The organism is Paenibacillus sp. FSL R7-0204 (genome assembly GCF_038002225.1).
Lineage (GTDB): Bacteria > Bacillota > Bacilli > Paenibacillales > Paenibacillaceae > Paenibacillus_AQ.
This window is the reverse complement of sequence record NZ_JBBOCA010000001.1, coordinates 675,205-696,758: the sequence shown is the minus strand read 5'-3', so window position 1 is coordinate 696,758 and position 21,554 is coordinate 675,205. Positions and strand designations below refer to the sequence as shown.

The window sequence follows — 21,554 nt, the reverse complement described above, 5'->3', positions numbered from 1 at the left end:
ATTTGAGATTTAGACCAATTGGATGCGGGGAAAGTTGTATTTTGTGCAGGAAAGGTTCAGTTGGTGGAGTTGAGTGGTGGCTCCGCATTTACTCTTTCGGCCTTCTCAACAGCAAATAAAAAAGCGTCCATACAGAGAATGTCCGAAGACGCTCTGCATGAACGCTGGGTTATGCCTGGCTGTGGTCTACAGCGGCTATATCAGGTACCTGTTCTATTCAGATCAGCCTGCGTCTGGCAGGTCATCCCCGGAGAACTGGCTGTTATAGAGATCGGCATAGAAGCCGCCGGCTTCCAGCAGTTCCACATGGGTGCCCTTCTCAATGACGCTGCCCTGGTTCATCACTAGGATCAGATCGGCGTCCTTGATGGTGGACAGGCGGTGAGCGATCACAAAGCTGGTTCTGCCGTGCATCAGCGTGTTCATCGCCTTCTGGATCTGCACCTCTGTCCGCGTATCTACGCTGCTGGTTGCTTCATCCAGAATAAGGATGGACGGATCTGCCAGAATCGCCCGGGCGATGGTAAGCAGCTGCTTTTGACCCTGGGAGATGTTGGAGGCCTCTTCATTCAGAATCGTGTCATACCCGAGCGGCAGCGTACGGATGAAGTGATCGGCATGCGCAGCCTTGGCTGCCCGCACCACATCAGCCTCCGTAGCCCCTTCCCGGCCGTAAGCGATATTATCGCGGATGGTCCCGTTGAACAGCCAGGTATCCTGGAGCACCATACCGAATTTGCTGCGCAGCTCGCTGCGCTTCATATCGGTGATGTTCACACCGCCAATAACAATCTCCCCGCCGCTGATCTCATAGAAGCGCATGAGCAGGTTGATCAGCGTGGTTTTGCCGGCTCCGGTTGGCCCTACAATCGCAATGGTCTGTCCCGGAGTGACCTCGATGTTCATGTCTTCAATCAGGAGTTCACCCGGCTTGTAGCCGAACTGCACGTGACGGAATTCCACAGAGCCCTCTTCTGCAGCTGCTGAACGTTTCGCCAGTGTAGCCGCCACTTCAGGGACTTCCTCTTCCTCATCCAGCAGTTCAAATACACGTTCTGCCGAAGCGATGGTGGACTGAATGATGTTGGCAATATTCGCAGTCTGTGTAATCGGCATGGTGAACTGGCGCGAATACTGGATGAATGCCTGAATGTCGCCGACGTCGATCGCTTTTTTGGTCACGAAGATCCCGCCGACCACACATACCAGCACGTACCCCAGGTTCCCGATGAACATCATCAGCGGCATAATAATCCCGGAGATGAACTGGGAGCGCCAGCCGGAGTTATACAGGTCCTCATTGATGGCATTGAAGTCCTTCAGGGAGTTCTTTTCCCGTCCAAAAGCCTTAATGATCCGGTGCCCGGTATACATCTCCTCCACATGACCATTCAGCTGGCCCAGCGATTTCTGCTGTCCGACGAAATAGGTCTGGGAGCGCTTGGTGATCAGCATAATCACCACGAAGCTCAGCGGCAGCGTAACGATCGTGATCAGGGTCAGCCACGGACTGATCGTCAGCATCATCACAATAACCCCGACAATCGTCACAATGGAGGTGATCAGCTGGGTCAAGCTCTGCTGCAGGGTGGTACTGATATTATCCACATCATTGGTCGCCCGGCTGAGAATCTCCCCGTGGGTCCGGGAATCGAAATATTTCAGCGGCAGCCGCTCCAGCTTGCTGTTAATCTGCTCGCGCATATCGTATACAACCTTCTGCGCCACACCAGCCATGACATACTGCTGGATATAACTGAACAGCGCACTGAACAGATACAGACCTGCCAGCAGGATCAGAATATCATTCACATAGCCAAAATCAATCGCCGCCCCAGGCACGTCCATCATCTTGCCATAAGCGCCTTCGAACAGCTTGGTCGTTGCCTTCCCCATAACCTTAGGGCTGAAAATACTGAATACGGTACTGGCAATCGCCATTACGAATACGATAATCAGCTGTACCTGGCGCGGGCGCAAATACCGGACCAGGCGGCGCAGGGTACCCTTGAAATCCTTCGCCTTCTCGGGAGGCATACCCATGCCGGGTCCGCCCGGGCCGGGGCCGAATCCGCCGTGTCTGCGGGCGGGCGGCTTCATTGCTTTGTTCTGCTCACTCATGCTATTTCCTCCTCTGACAGCTGCGAGGATACGATCTCGCGGTACACCTCATTGTTGTCCAGCAGCTCGCGGTGCGTGCCCATACCAACAATTTGACCTTCATCCAGTACGATAATCCGGTCTGCATCCATGACCGTGCTTACCCGCTGTGCGACGATAAGGACAGTAGATTCCGTAGTCTCCTCCTTGAGCGCGGCACGCAGCTTGGCATCGGTCTTGAAGTCCAGCGCGGAGAAGCTGTCATCGAACAGATATACCTCCGGCTTGCGGACGAGGGCACGGGCTATCGACAGGCGCTGCTTCTGGCCGCCGGAGACGTTGCCGCCCCCCTGAGAGATGCTTGAATCGAAGCCTTCCTTCATCGCTGTGACAAAGTCATAGGCCTGTGCCACCTTGGCGGCATGAAGAATCTCTTCCTCGGTAGCATCCTCTTTGCCGTAACGGATATTTTCGTTGATGGTACCGGTGAACAGCACGGCTTTTTGCGGAATATACCCAATCTTGCTCCGCAGATCCTCCTGTGTCATCTGGCGCACATCCACACCGTCCACACTTACCGTACCCTCAATAGCATCATAGAATCGCGGAATCATGTTCAGCAGCGTGGACTTGCCTGATCCCGTTCCGCCGATAATGGCGGTAATCTCACCGGGGCGCGCACTGAAGGTAATTCCCGACAAGGCTGCCTGCTCTGCACCCGGATAAGCGAAGGATACATTGTCGAACTCCACATACCCGCGCAATCCGTCTCGGCCGTCCGCATGGGTAGCTGTAGCCGTAGTCTTCAGTTCTGCAGAGGTAGGGTCCTTAATCTCTGGCTGCATATCCAGCACTTCATTAATGCGCAGCGCTGAGGCAGAAGCTCTTGGAATCAGCACGAACATCATCGATACCATGATCAGCGAGAACATAATCTGCATCGCATACTGAATGAATGCCATCAGGGAGCCAACCTTCAAATCCCCATCGCCAATACGGATTCCGCCATAATACAGAATAGCAATCATCGAGAAGTTCATGACGATCATCATCAGCGGCATCAGTCCCGCCATTACCTTGTTGACTTTGATTGCAGTATCCGTAAGATCTGCGTTGGCCAGGCTGAAGCGTCTGTTCTCATGCTCAATCCGGTTGAAGGAGCGGATGACGCGGATACCGGTCAGATGCTCACGCAGCACCAGATTTAATTTGTCCAGCTTGATCTGGATCGCCTTGAACAGCGGCAGACCCTTCATTCCGATGAAAAATATCGCTCCAACCAGCAGCGGAATCACCACTACAAAGATCAGCGAGAGCTTGGCGTCCTCTGACACCGCCATAATAATCCCGCCGATCATCATCATCGGAGCACCGACCATCATGCGGAGCATCATAGTCAGGACCGTCTGAACCTGTGTAATATCATTAGTGGTACGTGTAATTAATGAGGCCGTGCCCAGCTTGTCGAATTCATGGAGCGTAAAGTTCTCCACATGATTGAACACCCGCGAACGGGTATTCTTTCCGAAGCCTGCCGCCACTCTGGCTGACAGATAGCTGGCAATAATAGAGCATAGCACACCCCCAGCCGCCACCAGCAGCATGAAGCCGCCAATTCTCCAGATATACGGCTGGTCACCCTCCACAATCCCTTTGTCGATAATGTTACTCATCAGGGTGGGAAGATACAGATCGCCCATGGACTGCAGGAATACCAGAATTAGTACCCCTGCGATGGCCAAGCGGAAGGGCTTCAGTTGTTTCATTAATTTAATCATGCTTCTCATCTCCGTTCATTTGTAACCGGTCTAGATTAGGCGGAGGATTATCCTCCATAAAGGCATAGACTTTCAGCAGCAGTTCCGCCAGTTGATCAGATTCTTCCTCACCTAAATACTCCACCATCCTGTTAAGTGTGGCGTCCATATGGTCCCTGGCCCTGCGGGTAATAATTTTCCCCTGTTCAGTCAACTTGATGCGCACTACCCTCCGGTCAGAAGGATCAGCCTGCCGTTCTACCATCTGCTTGGCTTCAAGACTGTTAATCAGCTGGGTTACCGTTGGCGGAGTCAGTCCTAAGAAACGGCTGATCTCCGACACCTTAAGTCCCAGATCTGAAGTATGCGACGCCCGTGCAATACATATCAGTAAAGTCATCTCACTTGGCTTATGCCCCTCCACCGAGTGATGCCAATGCCCTTTGCGCAGCTTCCGGAGTGCAGAGAACAGCTTGTGTCCGACTGAGTTTTCACCTTCGCGATTTATCCCAATGCTTCCACCCCATTTTTAGTTAGGTTTCCAAATAAATAAACCATGTATTAATTAGGCTACCTAATTATATTTTCGTGCCTGGCATTTGTCAATTCCTGAATATACACGTTCACTATGTAATTTAATTCACATTACCGCGCGCAAACGCTCCCGCGACACAGAGGGCCGGGGAGTCTCTCTTAGCTATACAATTAAGTGCTCTGATCTGCTCTAGAATTCCACTCCGTGTTCAACAGTGGTAAAGCCTCTTACCTTGGACTTCTGATCTGTTCCTGTACCCGCAAGAATGAAGCTAAACAATACCAAAACGCTGGCCGTCATCAACAGTGATCTCTTCATGCGCTCTCACCTCCCTGATCAGCTCCCGGTACGCATTCTGCTGGGTATCCGAAGCGTAGTCTCTGTTCACTTCAAATAAGGTTACACAATTAATAAAGTCCTTGCCGCTGTTCAGCCTGATGGTCAGGCGCAGGCAATGAATAATATAGTCAATTCCCCTGGTATACTGCATGCGGGAGATATGGTAGATCGCAATCTGATAATAGAGACGATACACCCGGTCTACATTAATCGTATCCTGGAATTGTTCAAAGCGCAGCATCTCCCGGGAAAAACGCGACATCACCGCATCAGCAGAGAACCCGAAGCGGTTGGCCGACTCCATAATGATTACCATGCCGGATAGAATCTCGCCGGGATGCTCGGACAAGAAAGCGATATAGGACGGCAATACAGAGATGTTGCCCATCAGAATCTCCAGCGTGAACCCGTTGGCCGTGGCAAACAGCTTGAAGCTGTCCACACTGCTGCGCCCCTCGTCATCCAGCATCTCGAACCATCCCAGGTCCGCGTACCCGGCGGTATATTTCTTGGCCTTCTCATACTCCCCCTGCTTGGTGAGCGCCGATGCCTTCAGCAGGTAGCCGTGCCCGTAATAGACCACCAGCGGACGTTCCGCCTGAAAAGCCTCTGCCCTCTTCCCCTTACTGCGGCGCAGCTCCTCACGGTAGATCCCGCTTGCTAATGCCCTCAGCTCGTCGGCGAACTTCTCTACATCCTTCCAGCGGTGCAGCGCGAAGCATACCTTCGCCAGCTTCAGCAGCCCGTCCAGCTGCATCTCCTCGGGAAGCAGTCCACGGTACGGCTCGAAGCTGATTACAGCACGCAGCTTCTGCTCCATATCCACATCGGGAGTGGACTGCAGCGACTTGAAGATACGGTACTGGCTAATCGCCATGCGCTCGGAATAGCTGTCTTGTTCATGGTCTACTATCAGCTTGTAGAACACGGTTGACTCCTGTACTTTGCCGCTGCAGAATAGCCTCTCTGCCACCCTGTAGATGATATCCAGCGGCCGCTGATATTCCATAATCCGCCTTAAGACCTCTTCAATGCATTGCTGCTTGCCCATCTCGGCACATTTGACCAGGAAGGGCTCGATACGGCGGCGGGAGATCCGCTCTTCACTGAAGCACTCATCCACATATAGCGGATACAGCCAGCCTTCCGGGAAGCCGAAGGCCCGGATCATGGCATCGAGCTGTCCCAGCGAGATGGGCTTCGGCGGATTGCCGTGAAGAATGGCGCTGAGACTGCCGCGGTTCAGACCGGAGACTTTGGCAAATGAGGCTAGATTATGGCCCGAGCGGGACAGACTCTTCTCGATTTCCGTACGTAATGTAGTCAACTTCGCCTCCACCCGGCACCTCCCTATCCATCATTCAGGTTATCCTTCTATTAATTGCCATTATAGGACAACACTATGAAAAGCACAACAAAATGGCCCCACATTTAGTAGGACCATGATAACAAACACCGTCAGATACTCGGGTGTACATAGATTATTGCTGCAAAGCCGCCTGATTCCTGATCCGCTGGCTCTTCTTATTCTTGCCGTAAGGCGCGGCTCCATTCTTGCGGCTGCGCAGGCTCTCCATCATCAGGTTCTGGGCCATCACAATATATCCATCAAGCCGCTGGCTTAGCTCCAGCACCGTATGATCGCTCAGACTCCGCTCCTGGGCTACCTCCAGCAGCTCGCTTCTTAAATTCTCTATAGTAAGGAACAGCTCATCTTCTCTGTAATCCCGGCCATTGGCATCAGGAGAATTCTGGTAAAGGTTCACAGTTACTCACCTTCTCTCTATCAACTTCTCCCCTATCATAAATCATGATGCCAAAAAACAAAATTTGCAAAAAAAGAAAAAAATGTCGGCGGAAGTATAAATAAGCTTTGCTATTTATATATCCTTCGGAGGTTCCGGCGGCGAATACCGTTCCCCGAGTACATTCATCGCAAAGGAAATCCACTCCCTGGCGGCAAAGGAGAGATAGCGGTCCTTGCGCCAGATCATGCCCAGCTGCCAGGGAATCACCGGCTCGGTCAGGGAAATAACTGCAATCCGCGAACGGTCGATATCCCGGCAGATGGTCTCCGGCAGCAGCGCAATGCCCATCCCGGCGGCGACCATCCGGCTGATCAAATCCCACTGGGAGCTTTCATAGACCACCTTGGGCTGAAAGCCAGCTTTGACACATTCCGAGATGATCCGGTCATGCAGGGCGAAGTCCTCCCGGAACAGGACGAACTCCTCTTCGGCCAGCTCTTTCAGCGGCACCTGCTGCGTTCCGTCCAGCCGGTGTCCGGCGGGAACCAGCAATTCCAGCCGCTCCTCCACAAAGATGAAGCTATGGAACCGTGCCTGGTCCACCGGCAGCACAATCGCTCCTATGTCGAGCAGGCCGGACTCTACGTCATCCTCCACTTTCTTCGCCCCGTCCTCATGCAGCCGGATCGTCACCTCGGGATACTTGCGGTGGAATTCCCCGATGACCGCCGGGAAGAAGCTCGCCCCCACCATGGGCGGCAGTCCGATACGGATGTGCCCCTGCTTCAGATTGCGCAGGCTGTCCAGCTCGGAGGAGAGGCTGGCAAAGGACTCTACAATGTTCTGTGCCTTGATGAGCAGCAGCTCTCCGGCATCCGTCAGGCGGATGCTCTTGCCCTCGCGGTAGAACAGATCGGCCCCCAGCTCCGTCTCCAGATTACGGATCATCTTGCTGATGGTCGGCTGGGTGATATACAGCGACTCTGCGGCTCTGGAGAAGCTGTTCAGCCTGGCGGCCTGCACGAAATACTCCAGCTGTCTGATATCCATTAGGCACCCTCCATGTATAGACAATTAGAATGTGAGCTATTCAATCTATTCATTGTACCTATGAAAGAATTAGATGTAAAATTTCAGTAAGAGATGAAAGGAGGTAATCATGATGAAAAAGATTGCCTTAGGCTTACTGCAGGTGGCCGGACTAACCGTGTTCTCCCTGCTGGTTAACGGATTAACCTCACTACTGCATATTCCGCTTCCCGGAAGCATTATCGGGATGATTCTATTATTCCTGCTGCTCGAATCCGGCGTGATCCGTCTGAACTGGGTGGAGGCAGGAGCTTCGTGGCTGCTGGCTGAGCTGCTGCTGTTCTTCATTCCATCGGCTATCGGGGTGATGAACTATTCGAAGCTGCTCGAATCCTTCGGCCTGCAGGTACTGGCTGTTGTGCTCGTGGGCACCTTTGCTGTCATGGCCAGCTCAGGCCTGCTGACAGGTATGATCTATAAAGTAAAGGAGCGTAGAAGCTCATGATGACTGGACTATTATTCCTTGGACTTACCATCACGGTATATCTTATAACCAAACGGATCTATGCGGCCAGCGGCAAAATGTATACCTCTCCGCTGATCATCACCCCGCTGGTAATCATCGGCTTCCTGTTAATCACAGGCAGCTCTTATGAATCCTACAATGCAGGCGGCAAATGGCTGTCAGACCTGCTTCAGCCGGCGACAATCGCCTTCGCGATTCCGCTGCACAAGAACTTCAAGCTGCTCAAAAAGCACGCCGCCGAAATTGCGGCAGGCGTGCTGTCTGGAACGGTAATGGCTGTACTGTCTTCCATGCTGCTGGCCAAATTAATGCACCTGAGCGGAGATCTCGCCACCAGCCTGGTCCCCCGTTCGGTAACCACGCCGATTGCCATGAGCATCTCGCAGAGCATCGGCGGAGTTCCCAGCATCACCGCAGTCTTCGTCATTCTCACGGGTGTACTTGGAACCATGATGGGACCCTCGGTGCTGCGACTCTTCCACATTGAGAATGAAGTGGCGCGCGGAGTCTCGCTTGGCACCGCAGCGCATGGCACCGGCACTTCCAAGGCCTTCGAGCTCAGCTCGCTGACGGGCACCATCTCCAGTATCTCAATGATTCTGGCGGCGCTGTTCTCCATCGGACTGGCACCCGCACTGATCGCCTTGTTCATTCATTAAGCAGCCCCCTGGCCCTAAGACAGAGTCCTACAGCTTCACAGGCAATCCGCTCTGGGCAGATTCATACGCGGCGCAGGTTACCTTCAGCGTCTTGTACCCGTCCTCATAATCGCTGAGAATACGGGAGCGGTCTCCGGTGCGGACAGCGTACAGGAATGCCTCGCTCTCTACCGCGTAAGGGTTGCCCGTATTCTTGTATTCCTTGCTGTCCCCGCTGCGGACCTCAAGAAGACGCTCCGGGTTCCAGTCAAGCATGCCGTTGTCATTATAGAAGCTGATTCCGGCCTTGTTCACCTCACCGGGCAGCACACAGGTATTGGAGATGCTGGCGATAATGCCGCTTGCAAGCTTCAGCGACACAGTGCCGACATCGGCTACGGTCACCCCTTCATGCTTCTCATGCATAATACGGTTGCCGAACATGCCGTAGACCTCTGTCACCTCCCCGGCCAGATAACGCAGCAGATCAACAATATGCGTCGTCTGCTCCGTGAATTGCCCGCCGGACTGCTCCTGATTACGCCACCACGCCACACCGGGCATTCCGCCCATCCATTCTCCGGTAATCATCCCTACCTTGTCTCCGGCAAGCGTCTGCTTCAGCCGCTGGATATTCTCCTGATAGCGGAAGTGATAACCTACCGAGGTCAGCAGCTGATGCTGCTTGATATCCTCAAGCAGACTGGCCGGAATGGCCGTACTTGAGCCTAGCGGCTTCTCGATGAAAAAGGGGATATCTCTACGGATCAGCGCCCGCTCAATCGCCCCGTGCGACTGTGGCGGCACACAGATGTAGACGGCATCGAGCTTGTGGCTGTCCAGCATCTCGGTAATCTCCCCATAGCCTTCGGCCCCGTAAGGGCGGGCCATCTCTTCTCCCTTAAGCTTGCTGCTGCCGCAGACTGCCTTCAGCGACACATCCTCCATGCCTGCCAGCAAATCCGCATGTACCTTGGAGAACCAGCCTGTTCCAACAAGTCCGATATTAAGCGTCATGTCATTACCTCCTGAGTTGTCTGGTGAATGCCTTGTCAAAGATTATACCCGCTTAGGTCATCACAGAGTAGTCCCGCCACTCCTCTGGAAGCAGCTGCCGGTAAGAAGGCTGCATGAAGCGGTCGTCAGCGAGCACAATGACCCCGCTGTCGCTCTCACTGCGGATCAGCCGTCCTCCGGCCTGTTGCACCTTGCACATGCCAGGGTAGATATAAGCATAATCGAAGCCGTTCTTGCCCTGCGCCTGGAAATAGCTCCGCAGCAGATTGCGCTCCAGCCCCACCTGCGGGAGTCCGACCCCTACCACCATTACCCCGTTCAACCGGTCACCGGGCAGATCCACCCCTTCGGAGAAAATACCGCCCAGCACGGCAAAGCCAAGCAGCGGCTCCGGGTTATCCGGGCGGAAGGCCGCCAGGAAGCTCTCCCGCTCCGGCTCGCTCATCCCGCTGCCCTGCAACAGCGTGGGGACTTCAGGGTACTTCTCAGTGAACACCTCATAGACATGCTTCAAGTAGAGATAGGAGGGAAAGAAGACCAGGTAGTTGCCCTTCTTCGAGACCAGACCTTTGAGCGCATCACTAAGCGGCTGTATAGAAGCCTCACGATCATGAAACCGGGTGGATACCGGCAGCACAGATACCTGCCATTGCTCTTTGTGAAAAGGTGAGGCCAGGCTCAGACTGTAGTCCTCCGCGCCTGCACCGATCATATCCCTGTAATACGAGAGCGGCGAGAGGGTCGCAGAGAACAGAATCTGGCTGCGAAAGCTCTTGCCCATTTGCTGCAGCAGATGCGACGGATCGAGATTGAACAGCTTCAGATACACATCTCCGCTGCGCACCTCGGCATAGGTGATGTAACGTTCATCGTAGGTTTTGAAGGTACGGAGCATCGCCTGTGCCGCGTAATAGGTATCCAGCAGGCTGTTCTCCCCCTCTTCCTCTGCCTGCGCAGAGCCTACAGGAGAAGAGGGATTCAGCAGCTCCAGCTCGGCTTCAGCGGCGAAGTTCTCCAGCAGCTCCGGCAGCTTCTCCGGATAGGCCGCCCACTCTCCCGCACCCTTGTCGCTACAGCTCTTGCGCAGCGCGATGAAGAAAGTGTTCACTGCTTTGGCGGCAGTGCCGAGCCGGGGATTCGCTGTTTTGTAGGTCCGGCTAAGCGCCAGGAAGGGCGCCTTGGAAAGCGAAGCAGAATACATCTCCCGGCCCCGGTCCACCAGATTATGCGCTTCATCCACCAGCAGCACAGTGTTCTTCTTGCGCTCCTCGGACATGCGCTTCAGACTGATGCGCGGGTCGTAGATATAATTGTAATCGCAGATAACAACATCGCAGGCATAGGCGGCATCCAGCGAGAATTCAAACGGGCAGACCTGATGCTTATGGGCATAGCCGGCAATCGTCTCCCGGGTCATCAGCGTCTCATGCTCCAGCATATCGATCAGCGCGCCGTTGATCCGGTCGTAATACCCCTCCGCATAAGCGCAGGAATCATTTCCGCAGATTCCCTCCTCCCGGAAGCAGGCCTTCTCCTTCGCCGTCAGCGCAATGACATGCAGATGCAGCCCCCGGCGGTTCAGCATCGAGGCCGCCTCCTGCGCCGCGATCCGTGTAACAGTCTTGGCGGTCAAATAGAAGATACCGGCTGCTTTGCCTTCGCCCAGCGCTTTGACCGCCGGGAACAGGGTAGACATGGTTTTACCGATGCCTGTCGGTGCCTGGGCGAAGAGGTTCGCCCCCTCAGCAATGGAGGTATATACTGCGGCAGCGAAATGGCGCTGGCCGGGCCGGTAGGCCGAGAACGGAAAAGACAGGGCCGTGATGCTCTCCCCTCTCTTCGCCTTGTAACGAACCATCATCTCGGCATAAGGTGCATACCTGCTTACGGTCTCTAGCGTAAAGGCCGTCAGCGCTTCGCGGGACATCTCCCGGTAGAGGCTGTACTGTGCCTCGCTTCCCCGCTGCACATAGGTGAGCTTCACCTGGATGTCGGGAAGCTCAAGATCCGTTGCCAGCATGTAAGCATACATGTAAGCCTGGGCCCAGTGTACCTCCTTCCCTTCAAACGCAGGGTCCGGGATTCCGGCCATGGACTTAATCTCCTCTACCGTCAGGCTCCCATCCGCTGCCGTAAGCAGGCCGTCGCAGCGCCCGTCAATCTGAAACAGCAGATCTCCGTAAGGGATTCCGGTCTTCAAATAGACCTCCTTGCGGTCCCCTTCCTTGTATTGCTTCTGGATCAGCTGATGGCTGCGCGTCCCCTCCACCATGGCGGCACCGCTGCGGAAGCCCGGCTCCAAACTGCCGCTGCTGTAGGCAAATTCCACAAGCGCCCTCACGGACAGTGTGATTTCTATATGCTCCATCCGTCCCCACCTCCAATAATTTCCGCCAGCTTCCGCTGCGTATGGCTCATATTCTTCGTTTAACGCCGATATTTCCCCGCCCTGAGGGAGTGGCCTGCGCCGGATTCATTCTAGCCGTAGTTTACGCGAGTTTCAGGGAGTATACGGCCGCTTCTGATTTTTGACATTCCTTCCCTGGCACTTCATAATAAGTTCTATTGATAATGGTATTCTTCTGTTCTCATGCTGCTGTTTCCTATCAGCCGGGAAACCTGTTCATTCTTCAGAAAGAAGGCGAAGCTGTGTCATCCCAAACTGTAAAACGATGGCTCCTTAAGCCATTTGTGTTCTTTTCCATTCTTTTTCTGTTCAAAAGCCTGCTGGCCTGGGGTGTAATCTTTGATGATTTAAAGTTCTGGCAATCCGTATTGACGGAGCTGCCCTTTGTCTGGGCCCTGTTTTTCCTGATTGAGCGCTTTGCCTCCAGACGGAAGCTCGGCTATTACATGACGGTCAATCTGCTGGTTACCGCGATCTTTTTTGCCGCCATTATGTACTTCAAATATTATGGGGTCATTGTCACTTACCATGCCGCCGAGCAGGTGAACCAGGTCACGGCCGTCAAGAACAGCGTGTTCTCATTAATGGACCCTTATTATCTGCTGATCTTCACCGATATCATTGTGCTGGGCTTCTACTTCTTCATTAACAAGAACGGCCGCACTTATAAAAAAGACCAGATCAACCGGCCAAACGGACGGACGCTGCATGTCGTACTGTTCGCAGTCTCGCTCGGACTCTGCCTGTTCAATATTCTTCCGAATAAGGCGAGCATGAATGAGATCAAGAAGGCCCAGGAGATGGGCATCCTTAATTATGAAGCATACACGATCTTTGCCAAAGATAAAACCGAGCTGGTCCAGGCCAGTGAAATCACACAGAGCACGATTAACCAGCTCAAGGGCATCGACCCTTCAGCAGTCTCGGCTTATGCCGGTGCCGCCAAGGGCAAGAATCTGATTGTGATCCAATTGGAGTCCTTCCAGAACTTCCTGCTTGCTCTGAAGGTAGACGGCCAGGAGATTACCCCTAATCTGAACCGTCTGATGGAGCAGAGCCTGTACTTCACGAATTTCTATCAGATGGTCGGCCAGGGCAACACCTCCGATGCGGAATTCGTGGTCAATTCGTCCTTCTATATTCCTCCGCAGGGTGCGGCTACCATGTCTTATATCGACAAGCAGCTGCCGAGTCTGCCCCGTCTGCTGGGAGATAACGGCTACCAGACGGCCACGTTCCACACCAATGTGGTGGAATTCTGGAACCGGGGCGAGCTATATAAGGCCCTCGGCTGGCAGAAGTATTACGATCACCAATTCTTCGGTGACGAGGATGCCTTCTTCTTCGGCGCTTCCGATGAGGTGCTTTACCGCAAATCCTCGGAGAAGCTGAAGGAAATGAGCGATGCGGGCCAGCCGTTCTATGCCCAGGTCATCTCCATGTCGGCGCATCACCCGTTCACTATTCCTGAAGAGAAGCACAAGATGAAGCTTCCTGAGCGGTATGAAGGCACCTTTGTCGGCGATTATGTGCGGTCGCAGAACTATGCGGACTATGCCTTCGGACAGTTTGTAGATGAACTGAAGGCGAATGGATTATGGGAGAACAGTCTGGTTATGGTCTACGGCGACCATATGGGACTGCCGATCTATTCGCTGGATCATGACGACAAGCAGCTAATGAAGGAAATCTACGGATATGATTACAGCTACGCCAATATGCTCAACATTCCGCTGCTTATTCATGGCGAAGGAATTGCTCCGCAGAAGCTTGCGCAGGTAGGCGGAGAAGTCGATATTATGCCTACGGCCGCCAGCCTGCTGGGAGTATCGATGGATAACAATATTTATTTCGGCCAGGATCTGCTCAGCCAGTCCTACAATCTGCTGCCGCAACGGTATTACCTGCCTACCGGCTCCTTCATTTCCAGCTCTGCCCTGTTGATTCCGGGCAACAGCTTCGAGGATAATACCCAATATCCGCTGGCTACCGGAGGTACTGCTCCGGCCGGCAACGAGGATGAATACAACCGCGCTCTGCGGCTGCGCCAGCTGTCTGACAGCTACGTTACACAATTGCCGGACAAAGAACCTGCCGCAAAATAGCCGGACTAGACAAGAGGCAGCGCCTCTCCGTAACGGGAGAAGCGCTGCCTCTTTGTAATGCTTATGTTAACGCTCCTGATTCTCCAGCATGAGATAATAATCCGCGAAGTTCTCCAGCTCTGCCGGCTCCAGAATGGCCAGATGCTCTTCCAGCAGCAGCAGTGACCGGCGCTGTGCTTCTTCCAATACCTCTTGCCCCTTGCTGGTGATCGTGACAATTACCGCTCTGCGGTCATTCTCGTCCGTCACGCGGGCGATCAGCTCCAGCAGCTCCAGCCGGTCCAGCATGACGGTGACTGCACTGGATTTTACTTCCATCTTGTCCGCCAGTTGAATCACCCGTGCCTGCTGCTCCTGAAAGATCATATGCAACAGCCCGAATTGCGGCACAGTCAGCCCCAATTCCTTATGCATTGACATCTTCGACATGATTCTGCGCTGAACCTTCCACATGGATAATCCCACACGTTCGATCAAAGGATTGACTTCTTGTGACATCCCTTCAGCTCCCAGTCCGTTTGTTCTGCTTCAAGCGTAACATTATACCAGTTAGACATACAATATTTTTTGAAACTGAAATAGGATTAGGCGCCTATTTTCAATGATTTTTTATACATAATTCATCATTTTCCGACACGAAAATTCTTTTTTTCTGACGTCTGCTCAAACCGAAGCGTATGCGCTATAATCGTAGCAGTGAACCCCAAAATTCACTTAATCTTTTAGAGTCAGGGCTGGTGATATTTGTTATGAAATTGGCAACAAAATTAACATGGATGATGCTGATTGTATTGCTGTTGGTTGGTTCATCCATAGGCTTCTTCGGTTATCATGCTGCGTACAAGCAGATCGATGAAGCTGCAGGCATTGAATTGGTAGGCTGCGCCAATATAACTACCGGCCTTATCGATCCTGCCGATATAACTGCTCTGGCTGCAGGCGATACCAGCAAGCTGACTGCGATTGAAGACCGCATCGGATGGATCAGTGATCACAAGCCTATTTTCAAAGAAGCCTTCATTCTTTCACTGGACGGCAAGGTGCTGGCCGCTGACAAAAACTTCAAAAAACGCGGCTACAAAGCTGGAGACTCCTTCTACTTCTCAGATGAAGATAAACAAATGATTATCAAGATGAAGCACTCCGCCTACTCGAAGGTGTATACATATCAGGGCACCTCCCTCAAAACCGGCTACGGCCCCATCTATCAGGACCACGACCCTACCAAACCCATCATTGCATTAATGGCGATTAACTTCGACGGCCCGTTAATTCAATCCCGGACCATGGATATCATCACGCAGCCCTTCCTGATTGGCAGCTCCATTCTGATTATCGCGATTCTCGCCGCCTATCTGCTGATCCGCCGGATGGTCAGCCCGCTGACCAAGCTGTCCGCATCCGTCAACACGGTAGCCAAAGGCGATCTGACCCGGGAACCGCTGCTCTTCACGGCCAAGGACGAGATCGGCGAGCTTGCCCGCGACTTCAATGCGATGACCCTGAATCTGCGTGACCTGATTACACAGGTCAATGAAACGTCCATGCTGGTTGCCTCCTCTTCAGAGGAGCTGTCCGCCAGTGCCCAGGAGACTAACCGGGCCGGAGAGCACAGTGTTAATGTCACGCTGGATCTGGCCGACGGGGCACATACCCAGCTGCAGAATCTCGAGGGCAGCTTCAAGGCCGTACAGGATATGTCGCATTTCATTACCAAAATTGCAGGCAATGCGGACAGCGCAATGAACCAGGCAGCCATCAACTCCCAGAAGGCCCGGACAGGCCGGGAATCTATGGACTCGACTACTTCACAGATGGCTATTGTGGGTGCAAGCATCTCGGATCTTTCCGACATTATCGAGACGCTGGGCAGCCATTCCAAAGAGATTGAGAATATTGTCGGCACCATTGCCAGTATTGCCGAGGAGACAAACCTGTTATCCCTCAATGCGGCGATTGAAGCCGCACGGGCCGGAGAAGAAGGCCGCGGGTTCGCCGTTGTGGCAGGTTCTGTACGCAAGCTGGCTGAACGTTCGGCCGGATCTGCCCGTCAGATCGGTGAGCTGGTCAGTCTGATTGTCCAGCAGATGGACAAGGCCGGAGAGACCATGAAGCACTCCACGGAAGAGATGCATCACGGCAAAGAGATGATTATGGCTGCCGGGCATTCCTTCTCCGAGATTGAGTCTTCCGTATCCGATATGTCTGCACATAGCCAGCAGATCTCAGCCACAGTTCGTGAGCTGGCCCTGCTCTCTGACGGGCTTGTCGCTTCGATCCAGAAGATCGTAGCGGTCTCCAATCAGACAGCAGAAGGCGCGGAGACCTTGTCCGCTTCCTCCCAGGAGCAGCTTGCGGCCATGCAGGAGGTCGAATCCTCCGCCGCATTCCTCTCCTCCCTCGCAGAGAAGCTGCAGGTATTGGTCGAGAGTTTCAAAATCTAGACCGGAGTCTCATACATTAAAAAGGCTGCCCTGATGCGGAAAAACCCTCCACATCCAGGACAGCCTTTTTGTGCAACAGCAACCAGATACATTATGCCGTATTCTCAATGAACCATTGGCCCAATTCGTTTACCGGCATCGGACGCCCGTAGTAGAAGCCCTGCATCACCCGGCAGCCCAATGATTGCAACAGCTCAATCTGCTCCGTAGTCTCCACGCCCTCCGCCACAACCTCCATGTTCAGATTGCTGGCAATGGCAATGATGTTGCTGATGATCGCTTTCTTGGAATGCATCTTGCTCTTACGGATGAAGACCTGATCAATCTTCAGGGTGTTCACTGGAATCTCATCGAGATTGCCGAGCGAAGAGAAACCGGTTCCGAAATCATCCAGGGACACCCGCACACCGAGATCCCGCAACTTGGAGAGCTGGGCTACCGTCTCTTCCATATTGTTCATCGCAATCGACTCGGTAATCTCCAGTTCAAGGAAATGCGGCGCAAGGCCCGAACGCGACAACGCCTCTTCCACTACCTCATACAGGCTTCCGCCTTCAAACATCCGCGCCGACATATTAATCGAGACCGCTACACTGGCAACCTTCGCCTGATGCCAGAGCATATTCTGTCCGCACACCTCATGCAGCATCCAGTATGTAATAGGGACAATCAGGCCGGTCTCCTCGGCGATCGGAATGAACTCTCCCGGAGAGATGACGCCATGCTCCGGATGTCTCCAGCGCAGCAGCGCTTCAAGCCCCACGGTGACATTCAGCAGCGAATCCCATTTGGGCTGGTAGACCACCATGAATTCCGAGCGGGCCAGCGCCTTGCGCAGATCCTTCTCAAGTGACATCCGCCGGACCTGATGACGGTTCATCTCCAGATCGAACACACTGAATTTATTCTTGCCCGAATCCTTGGAGGTATAGAGCGCCGTATCGGCTGCCTTCATTAGCGCCGAACGGTCGGTGCCGTGCGCCGGAGTCATGCTGATTCCCACACTCGCAGTTACGTACAATTCGTTACCTTCAATACTGTAAGACTTCTTGAGCTCCTGGAGGATATGCTGTGCTACTTCCTCCGCCGCCACGGCGGTGCAATCCGGCAGCGCAATCAGGAATTCATCCCCGCCAAGCCGGAACACCTTCCCCTTCCCGCCCACGCAGCAGGTCAGCCTCGCAGATACATCCCGCAGCAGCAAGTCGCCAATATCATGGCCCAGCGTATCATTAATCGATTTGAAGCGGTCCAGGTCAACAAAAAACACGGCGCCGGACACCCCGCCGAAGAAATCATCCTTGAAGTAACGCTCCAGACCATGCCGGTTCGGCAGATCGGTGAGCGGGTCATGATAGGCCATGCGCTCCAGTACATCCCTGTCCAGAAACACAGTCCCGCCGGAGACTGCCAGCACGAACAGGGTAACCAGTGAAATCCCTGTCAGCAGAACCACATCGGTCTCCATCAGCATCGGGGCGGGCGCCTGCCAGCTGTAACTATGCAGGTCGCTTGCTCTCAGACTCGTATAATGCATACCGGTAACCGCCAGAGCGATGAATAGTGCCGAATACAGCTTCCAGCGGCTGAAGCCCGTATGATCCTTGAATCTGCGAAGCATTAGAATGCCGATGTAGGAAGCGGCAAGGGCGATTAGTACCGATACAGCCTGATCCATTGCCCTGTAATGAATCCTGGCCTCCATCTCCATGGAGGACATTCCGGCATAATGCATGAACGATATGCCGCTGCCGAGTATGCCGCCGCCCGCAAGAAGCCGCCAGCTTCTCTGGCGGGGAGCCGTAACCATCTGCAGGGCTGCATAGCAGGAGGACATAATAATGAGCAGAGACACGGCAGCCATCACCGGATGGTAGCTGACCTTGAAGGGCAGGCGGCTGGCCATAATGCCGATAAAATGCATGGCCCAGATCCCGCCGCCAAGCACAAAGGCACCCGAGAGCACCCAGAGACGTCTGACCCGGCCCGCGGAATGGGAAACCTGCGAAATCAGATTAAGCGCGGAATACGCTGCTGCGGCAGCAAGCGCATAGGATAGTAAAACGATCCAGATATTATAGTGGATTCCCATTTGATCCATAGTTGACCTCTTCACTGGTTATAGTATCAGCGTCGTTTCAGGGTCTATCTTAAGTTATAAATCAATATACGAATAGCGGATAAATGGAAGAGTATATAATGATTGCAGGTATTCTCTGAAAACTAACTTTAGCTGTATTTTACCTTGTATTCACCGGGCTGTCTAAGTAAATAATGGAACTTGGACCCTTTTTTGAACGCCGGCAAAAATTGTCCATATTTGTCCTCAGCCGCCTGCGCGAAGGGTTGGAAATCCGTTGTCCCGGGAGGTGTCCGGCAGGAACGCCCTGCGCCAGATCCAGGCATTAGCAGCTACCAGAATTACCATGTAGATGTATATTCCTGCAGGAATCAGGGTGAAGACATAGTGCACTCCGGCCAGCCCCCCAAGAATGAACAATTGCACAAAAGCACTGCCGGTGAATTCCTTCCGCTGCGCCGCCTCGTACTTCTCCGAGAACGGGAGCGCCTTCGGGAACGTAAGGAAGCAAATCACGGCATACAGCAGCAGAGCCAGCAGGACGACTGCCATATCTGCAATAATCCAGGAGCCCAAGAGAGCGATGAACACTGCCGCCTCCAGCAGGAAGAGCGGCACCAGCAGCTTCACGACCGCTGCCTTCAGCATTCCCCGGTAGACCAGCCCCTTGCCCGGCAAAGGAATCACCTGATAGATCCATGCACCCTTATAGCTGGCCGAGTAACGGACCATCTGCACGACTGTCATCAGCAGCAGCGCGCTGTAATAGATAAACAGGAAGGACTTGGAGCTTCTGATCCCGGCCAGATCGCCGCTCCACACCTGATTGAAGATGAAGATAAAGGGAAAGATCAGCGAGAAGCCGATGGTCGGATATACCCGGAGCTTGAACTCGCGTTCATTCTTCATCATCGACCAGGTGAAGCGGAAGAACATGGCCTCCGCTTTGTTCAGGCATACGGTCTCGGACAGCACACGGGCAAGCCATCCGCTATCCCGGCCCTCTGCGCCATGCTCAGCCAGCTTCTGAAGGCTGCGTTCAAATACCGGCATCAGCCGGATGTAGGCGGCGAACATCAAGGCAGGCACCACCACAGAGAGCGCTGCCAGAATAATCACGGACCGGCTTCCAGTTCCGCCGGCCAGCAGCTCGAACGGCGCCCCGAACCAGACCGGAGCCAGCAGGAAATGCCACCAGGCGGGAGTGAAGTCCAGGCCCAGCGCCGATAGATTGAACATCCTGCTTACCAGCTGGGCACCGACAGTTACTGCCACAGACAGGACAATCTGTACGTAGTTGATGATGTCCTTGAGCTTTTCCCCGTCAAAGAACCTCAAAATCAGCAGATAGATTAGCGCAGTGAACACCAGAATGAAGCCGTCCATCAGCAGAATCTCAGCTGCGTACACGAAGAAGAAGCCCGGCCCGTGCCGGAATAGAGAGAACAGCAGTGAGGGTCCGGTGAAGGTCAGTGTTAAGGTCAGCAGATAGATCAGAATATGTAAGCTCTTGGCCATATTCAGCGTGCGGCGGTCCACCGGCTTGGAGAAGAGGATGTTCTTATCACGCAAATCCAGCATCACCGTCGAGAAATCGGAGATCAGCGTGGTGGTGATCAGGAACATCACTATACTGAACAGCAGACTCATCATCAGGATATGGTGGTCTCTAGGCGCAACCATGGCAATCAGCATCAGCCCCAGCAGCAGATAGAGCCACTGTACTCTAAAGGGCGATCCCTCCATCTCCAGCTTGGAATTGTGCGACCCGGAGAACAGGGTAGGTGTCCGTCTGCCATCCATCGTCAGCTTGACCTGAAGAATACGGCGCATGAGCGCATAATCGGCTCCCAGGCTCTTAAAGATCCACTGTACCCGGTCAAGCAGCTTCAGAATCAGGAATTCATTCATGCCCCGCACCCTCGCCTATCACAGCCACGAACTCGCTTGCAATATCCCTGTATTGATCGAACCCGGTCAGCTGATTGAAAATCTCCTCCAGTGATCCCTCCCGGCTCTGCTCCCGCAGCTGCGTGAAGGTTCCGTCCGCGACAATATCGCCTCCGTCCAGCAGGATGATCCGGCTGCTGATTCTCTCAACCACATCCATAATATGCGAGGAATAAAAGATGGTCTTGCCCCTGGCGGCAAGCGTGGCGAAGATCTCCTTGACCACCATGACACTATTAGCATCCAGCCCGCTGAGCGGCTCATCCAGGAACAGAATATCCGGGTCATGCAGCATGCTGGCAATCAGCAGCACCTTCTGCTTCATCCCCTTGGAGTAGGAGGCAATCCGCATATCATAGGCCTTCTCCATTCCCAGCAGCCCCATCAGCTTCCGCGCCTTGTCATCGGCATCGGCCTGCTTCAGTCCATACAGCTCACCGGTGAAGGTCAGATACTCCCGCGCCGTCAGACTGTCATACAGCTCTGCCACCTCGGGCACGTAGCCGATCCTTCTTTTGTACGCTGTATCCCCGTCTGAGATATCCCTGCCAAAAATCCGTATCGTTCCGTTATAACCCTCCACCAGCCCGAGCATAATCTTGACTGTCGTGCTTTTGCCGGCCCCATTGGGTCCGATATATCCGATAATCTGTCCGCGGTATACCTTCAGATCAATCCCCCGCAGCACCATCCGGTCACTGTAATTCATCCACAAGCCCTCAATTGAAATCACCGGCTCTTCAGTTAAACCCATTGACGTCTCTCTCCCTTCGGTAAGCATACTCTTCCATCCAGCAACAGAAAGTACCATTAACCCTATTCTAGCAAATTTTAGCACTTGATTCCTGTGATTTATCGCAGCGGGAATTCTGCATCGAC

Annotated in this window: 16 protein-coding genes; 4 read left to right on the top strand and 12 right to left on the bottom strand. The window is 53.6% G+C overall.

What is annotated here, in order from left to right; translation table 11 throughout:
* Positions 1-222: 222 nt before the first annotated feature.
* From MKX42_RS03200 to cidR, 6 genes are all read right to left on the bottom strand, one after another.
* Positions 223-2,121 (bottom strand): ABC transporter ATP-binding protein, encoded by a 1,899-nt coding sequence (locus MKX42_RS03200; protein ID WP_340751181.1) that lies wholly within the window; start codon positions 2,119-2,121, stop codon positions 223-225.
* Positions 2,118-3,878 (bottom strand): ABC transporter ATP-binding protein, encoded by a 1,761-nt coding sequence (locus MKX42_RS03195; protein WP_340751179.1) that lies wholly within the window; start codon positions 3,876-3,878, stop codon positions 2,118-2,120. The genes MKX42_RS03200 and MKX42_RS03195 overlap by 4 nt, the downstream gene beginning before the upstream one ends.
* Positions 3,871-4,257 (bottom strand): MarR family winged helix-turn-helix transcriptional regulator, encoded by a 387-nt coding sequence (locus tag MKX42_RS03190; protein WP_339251986.1) that lies wholly within the window; start codon positions 4,255-4,257, stop codon positions 3,871-3,873. The genes MKX42_RS03195 and MKX42_RS03190 overlap by 8 nt, the downstream gene beginning before the upstream one ends.
* Positions 4,258-4,663: 406 nt before the next feature.
* A complete protein-coding gene (locus MKX42_RS03185) occupies positions 4,664-6,058 on the bottom strand; it encodes a DNA-binding protein (protein ID WP_340751177.1) in 1,395 nt (464 codons plus the stop codon).
* Between the two features lie 154 nt (positions 6,059-6,212).
* The gene (locus MKX42_RS03180; RefSeq protein WP_340751175.1) at positions 6,213-6,497 is read right to left on the bottom strand and encodes an aspartyl-phosphate phosphatase Spo0E family protein; all 285 of its coding nucleotides are present in this window, start codon (positions 6,495-6,497) and stop codon (positions 6,213-6,215) included.
* A 114-nt stretch (positions 6,498-6,611) separates the two neighbouring features.
* Entirely contained in the window at positions 6,612-7,529 is a 918-nt protein-coding gene (cidR, locus tag MKX42_RS03175; RefSeq protein WP_340751173.1) for a cidABC operon transcriptional activator CidR, read from the bottom strand.
* Between the two features lie 112 nt (positions 7,530-7,641).
* Between cidR and MKX42_RS03170 the strand changes: the two genes are divergently transcribed.
* Positions 7,642-8,013 carry a CidA/LrgA family protein gene (locus tag MKX42_RS03170; protein WP_036728241.1) on the top strand — a complete coding sequence of 124 codons (372 nt, stop codon included), beginning with the start codon at positions 7,642-7,644 and terminating at the stop codon, positions 8,011-8,013.
* Complete coding sequence (locus MKX42_RS03165; RefSeq protein WP_340757604.1) at positions 8,013-8,693, top strand: CidB/LrgB family autolysis modulator; 681 nt, start codon at positions 8,013-8,015, stop codon at positions 8,691-8,693. The genes MKX42_RS03170 and MKX42_RS03165 overlap by 1 nt, the downstream gene beginning before the upstream one ends.
* 27 nt (positions 8,694-8,720) lie before the next feature.
* Here the strand turns inward: MKX42_RS03165 and MKX42_RS03160 are convergent, their stop codons facing one another.
* Together MKX42_RS03160 and MKX42_RS03155 are read right to left on the bottom strand one after the other, a co-directional pair.
* A complete protein-coding gene (locus MKX42_RS03160; protein ID WP_076159248.1) occupies positions 8,721-9,689 on the bottom strand; it encodes a Gfo/Idh/MocA family protein in 969 nt (322 codons plus the stop codon).
* Between the two features lie 52 nt (positions 9,690-9,741).
* The gene (locus tag MKX42_RS03155) at positions 9,742-12,057 is read right to left on the bottom strand and encodes an ATP-dependent DNA helicase (RefSeq protein ID WP_340751171.1); all 2,316 of its coding nucleotides are present in this window, start codon (positions 12,055-12,057) and stop codon (positions 9,742-9,744) included.
* 281 nt (positions 12,058-12,338) lie between these two features.
* Here MKX42_RS03155 and MKX42_RS03150 point away from each other — a divergent pair, with 281 nt between their 5' ends.
* Positions 12,339-14,201, top strand: coding sequence for an LTA synthase family protein (locus MKX42_RS03150; RefSeq protein WP_445669293.1), 1,863 nt, complete (start codon positions 12,339-12,341; stop codon positions 14,199-14,201).
* A 66-nt stretch (positions 14,202-14,267) separates the two neighbouring features.
* Here the strand turns inward: MKX42_RS03150 and MKX42_RS03145 are convergent, their stop codons facing one another.
* The gene (locus MKX42_RS03145) at positions 14,268-14,699 is read right to left on the bottom strand and encodes a MarR family winged helix-turn-helix transcriptional regulator (protein WP_340751166.1); all 432 of its coding nucleotides are present in this window, start codon (positions 14,697-14,699) and stop codon (positions 14,268-14,270) included.
* A 251-nt stretch (positions 14,700-14,950) separates the two neighbouring features.
* On the opposite strand from MKX42_RS03145, the gene MKX42_RS03140 reads away from it, so the two are divergent.
* Complete coding sequence (locus MKX42_RS03140) at positions 14,951-16,645, top strand: methyl-accepting chemotaxis protein (RefSeq protein ID WP_340751164.1); 1,695 nt, start codon at positions 14,951-14,953, stop codon at positions 16,643-16,645.
* 91 nt (positions 16,646-16,736) lie between these two features.
* Here MKX42_RS03140 and MKX42_RS03135 read toward each other — a convergent pair whose 3' ends face one another.
* The 3 genes from MKX42_RS03135 to MKX42_RS03125 all read right to left on the bottom strand — a co-directional run bounded on the left by MKX42_RS03135 (position 16,737) and on the right by MKX42_RS03125 (position 21,429).
* Entirely contained in the window at positions 16,737-18,746 is a 2,010-nt protein-coding gene (locus tag MKX42_RS03135) for a putative bifunctional diguanylate cyclase/phosphodiesterase (protein ID WP_340751160.1), read from the bottom strand.
* A 225-nt stretch (positions 18,747-18,971) separates the two neighbouring features.
* Positions 18,972-20,636, bottom strand: coding sequence for a hypothetical protein (locus MKX42_RS03130; protein ID WP_340751159.1), 1,665 nt, complete (start codon positions 20,634-20,636; stop codon positions 18,972-18,974).
* Positions 20,629-21,429, bottom strand: a complete 801-nt coding sequence (locus MKX42_RS03125) for an ABC transporter ATP-binding protein (RefSeq protein WP_340751157.1) — start codon at positions 21,427-21,429, stop codon at positions 20,629-20,631. The genes MKX42_RS03130 and MKX42_RS03125 overlap by 8 nt, the downstream gene beginning before the upstream one ends.
* Between the last annotated feature and the right edge of the window lie 125 nt (positions 21,430-21,554).

What these genes read in the sequence shown, in the direction of transcription:
- MKX42_RS03200 (WP_340751181.1), bottom strand. Translation starts at nt 2,121, where the DNA reads ATGAGTGAGCAGAACAAAGCAATGAAGCCGCCCGCCCGCAGACACGGC.
- MKX42_RS03195 (WP_340751179.1), bottom strand. Translation starts at nt 3,878, where the DNA reads ATGATTAAATTAATGAAACAACTGAAGCCCTTCCGCTTGGCCATCGCA.
- MKX42_RS03190 (WP_339251986.1), bottom strand. Translation starts at nt 4,257, where the DNA reads ATGACTTTACTGATATGTATTGCACGGGCGTCGCATACTTCAGATCTG.
- cidR (WP_340751173.1), bottom strand. Translation starts at nt 7,529, where the DNA reads ATGGATATCAGACAGCTGGAGTATTTCGTGCAGGCCGCCAGGCTGAAC.
- MKX42_RS03170 (WP_036728241.1), top strand. Translation starts at nt 7,642, where the DNA reads ATGAAAAAGATTGCCTTAGGCTTACTGCAGGTGGCCGGACTAACCGTG.
- MKX42_RS03165 (WP_340757604.1), top strand. Translation starts at nt 8,013, where the DNA reads ATGACTGGACTATTATTCCTTGGACTTACCATCACGGTATATCTTATA.
- MKX42_RS03160 (WP_076159248.1), bottom strand. Translation starts at nt 9,689, where the DNA reads ATGACGCTTAATATCGGACTTGTTGGAACAGGCTGGTTCTCCAAGGTA.
- MKX42_RS03155 (WP_340751171.1), bottom strand. Translation starts at nt 12,057, where the DNA reads ATGGAGCATATAGAAATCACACTGTCCGTGAGGGCGCTTGTGGAATTT.
- MKX42_RS03145 (WP_340751166.1), bottom strand. Translation starts at nt 14,699, where the DNA reads ATGTCACAAGAAGTCAATCCTTTGATCGAACGTGTGGGATTATCCATG.
- MKX42_RS03140 (WP_340751164.1), top strand. Translation starts at nt 14,951, where the DNA reads ATGAAATTGGCAACAAAATTAACATGGATGATGCTGATTGTATTGCTG.
- MKX42_RS03135 (WP_340751160.1), bottom strand. Translation starts at nt 18,746, where the DNA reads ATGGATCAAATGGGAATCCACTATAATATCTGGATCGTTTTACTATCC.
- MKX42_RS03130 (WP_340751159.1), bottom strand. Translation starts at nt 20,636, where the DNA reads ATGAATGAATTCCTGATTCTGAAGCTGCTTGACCGGGTACAGTGGATC.
- MKX42_RS03125 (WP_340751157.1), bottom strand. Translation starts at nt 21,429, where the DNA reads ATGGGTTTAACTGAAGAGCCGGTGATTTCAATTGAGGGCTTGTGGATG.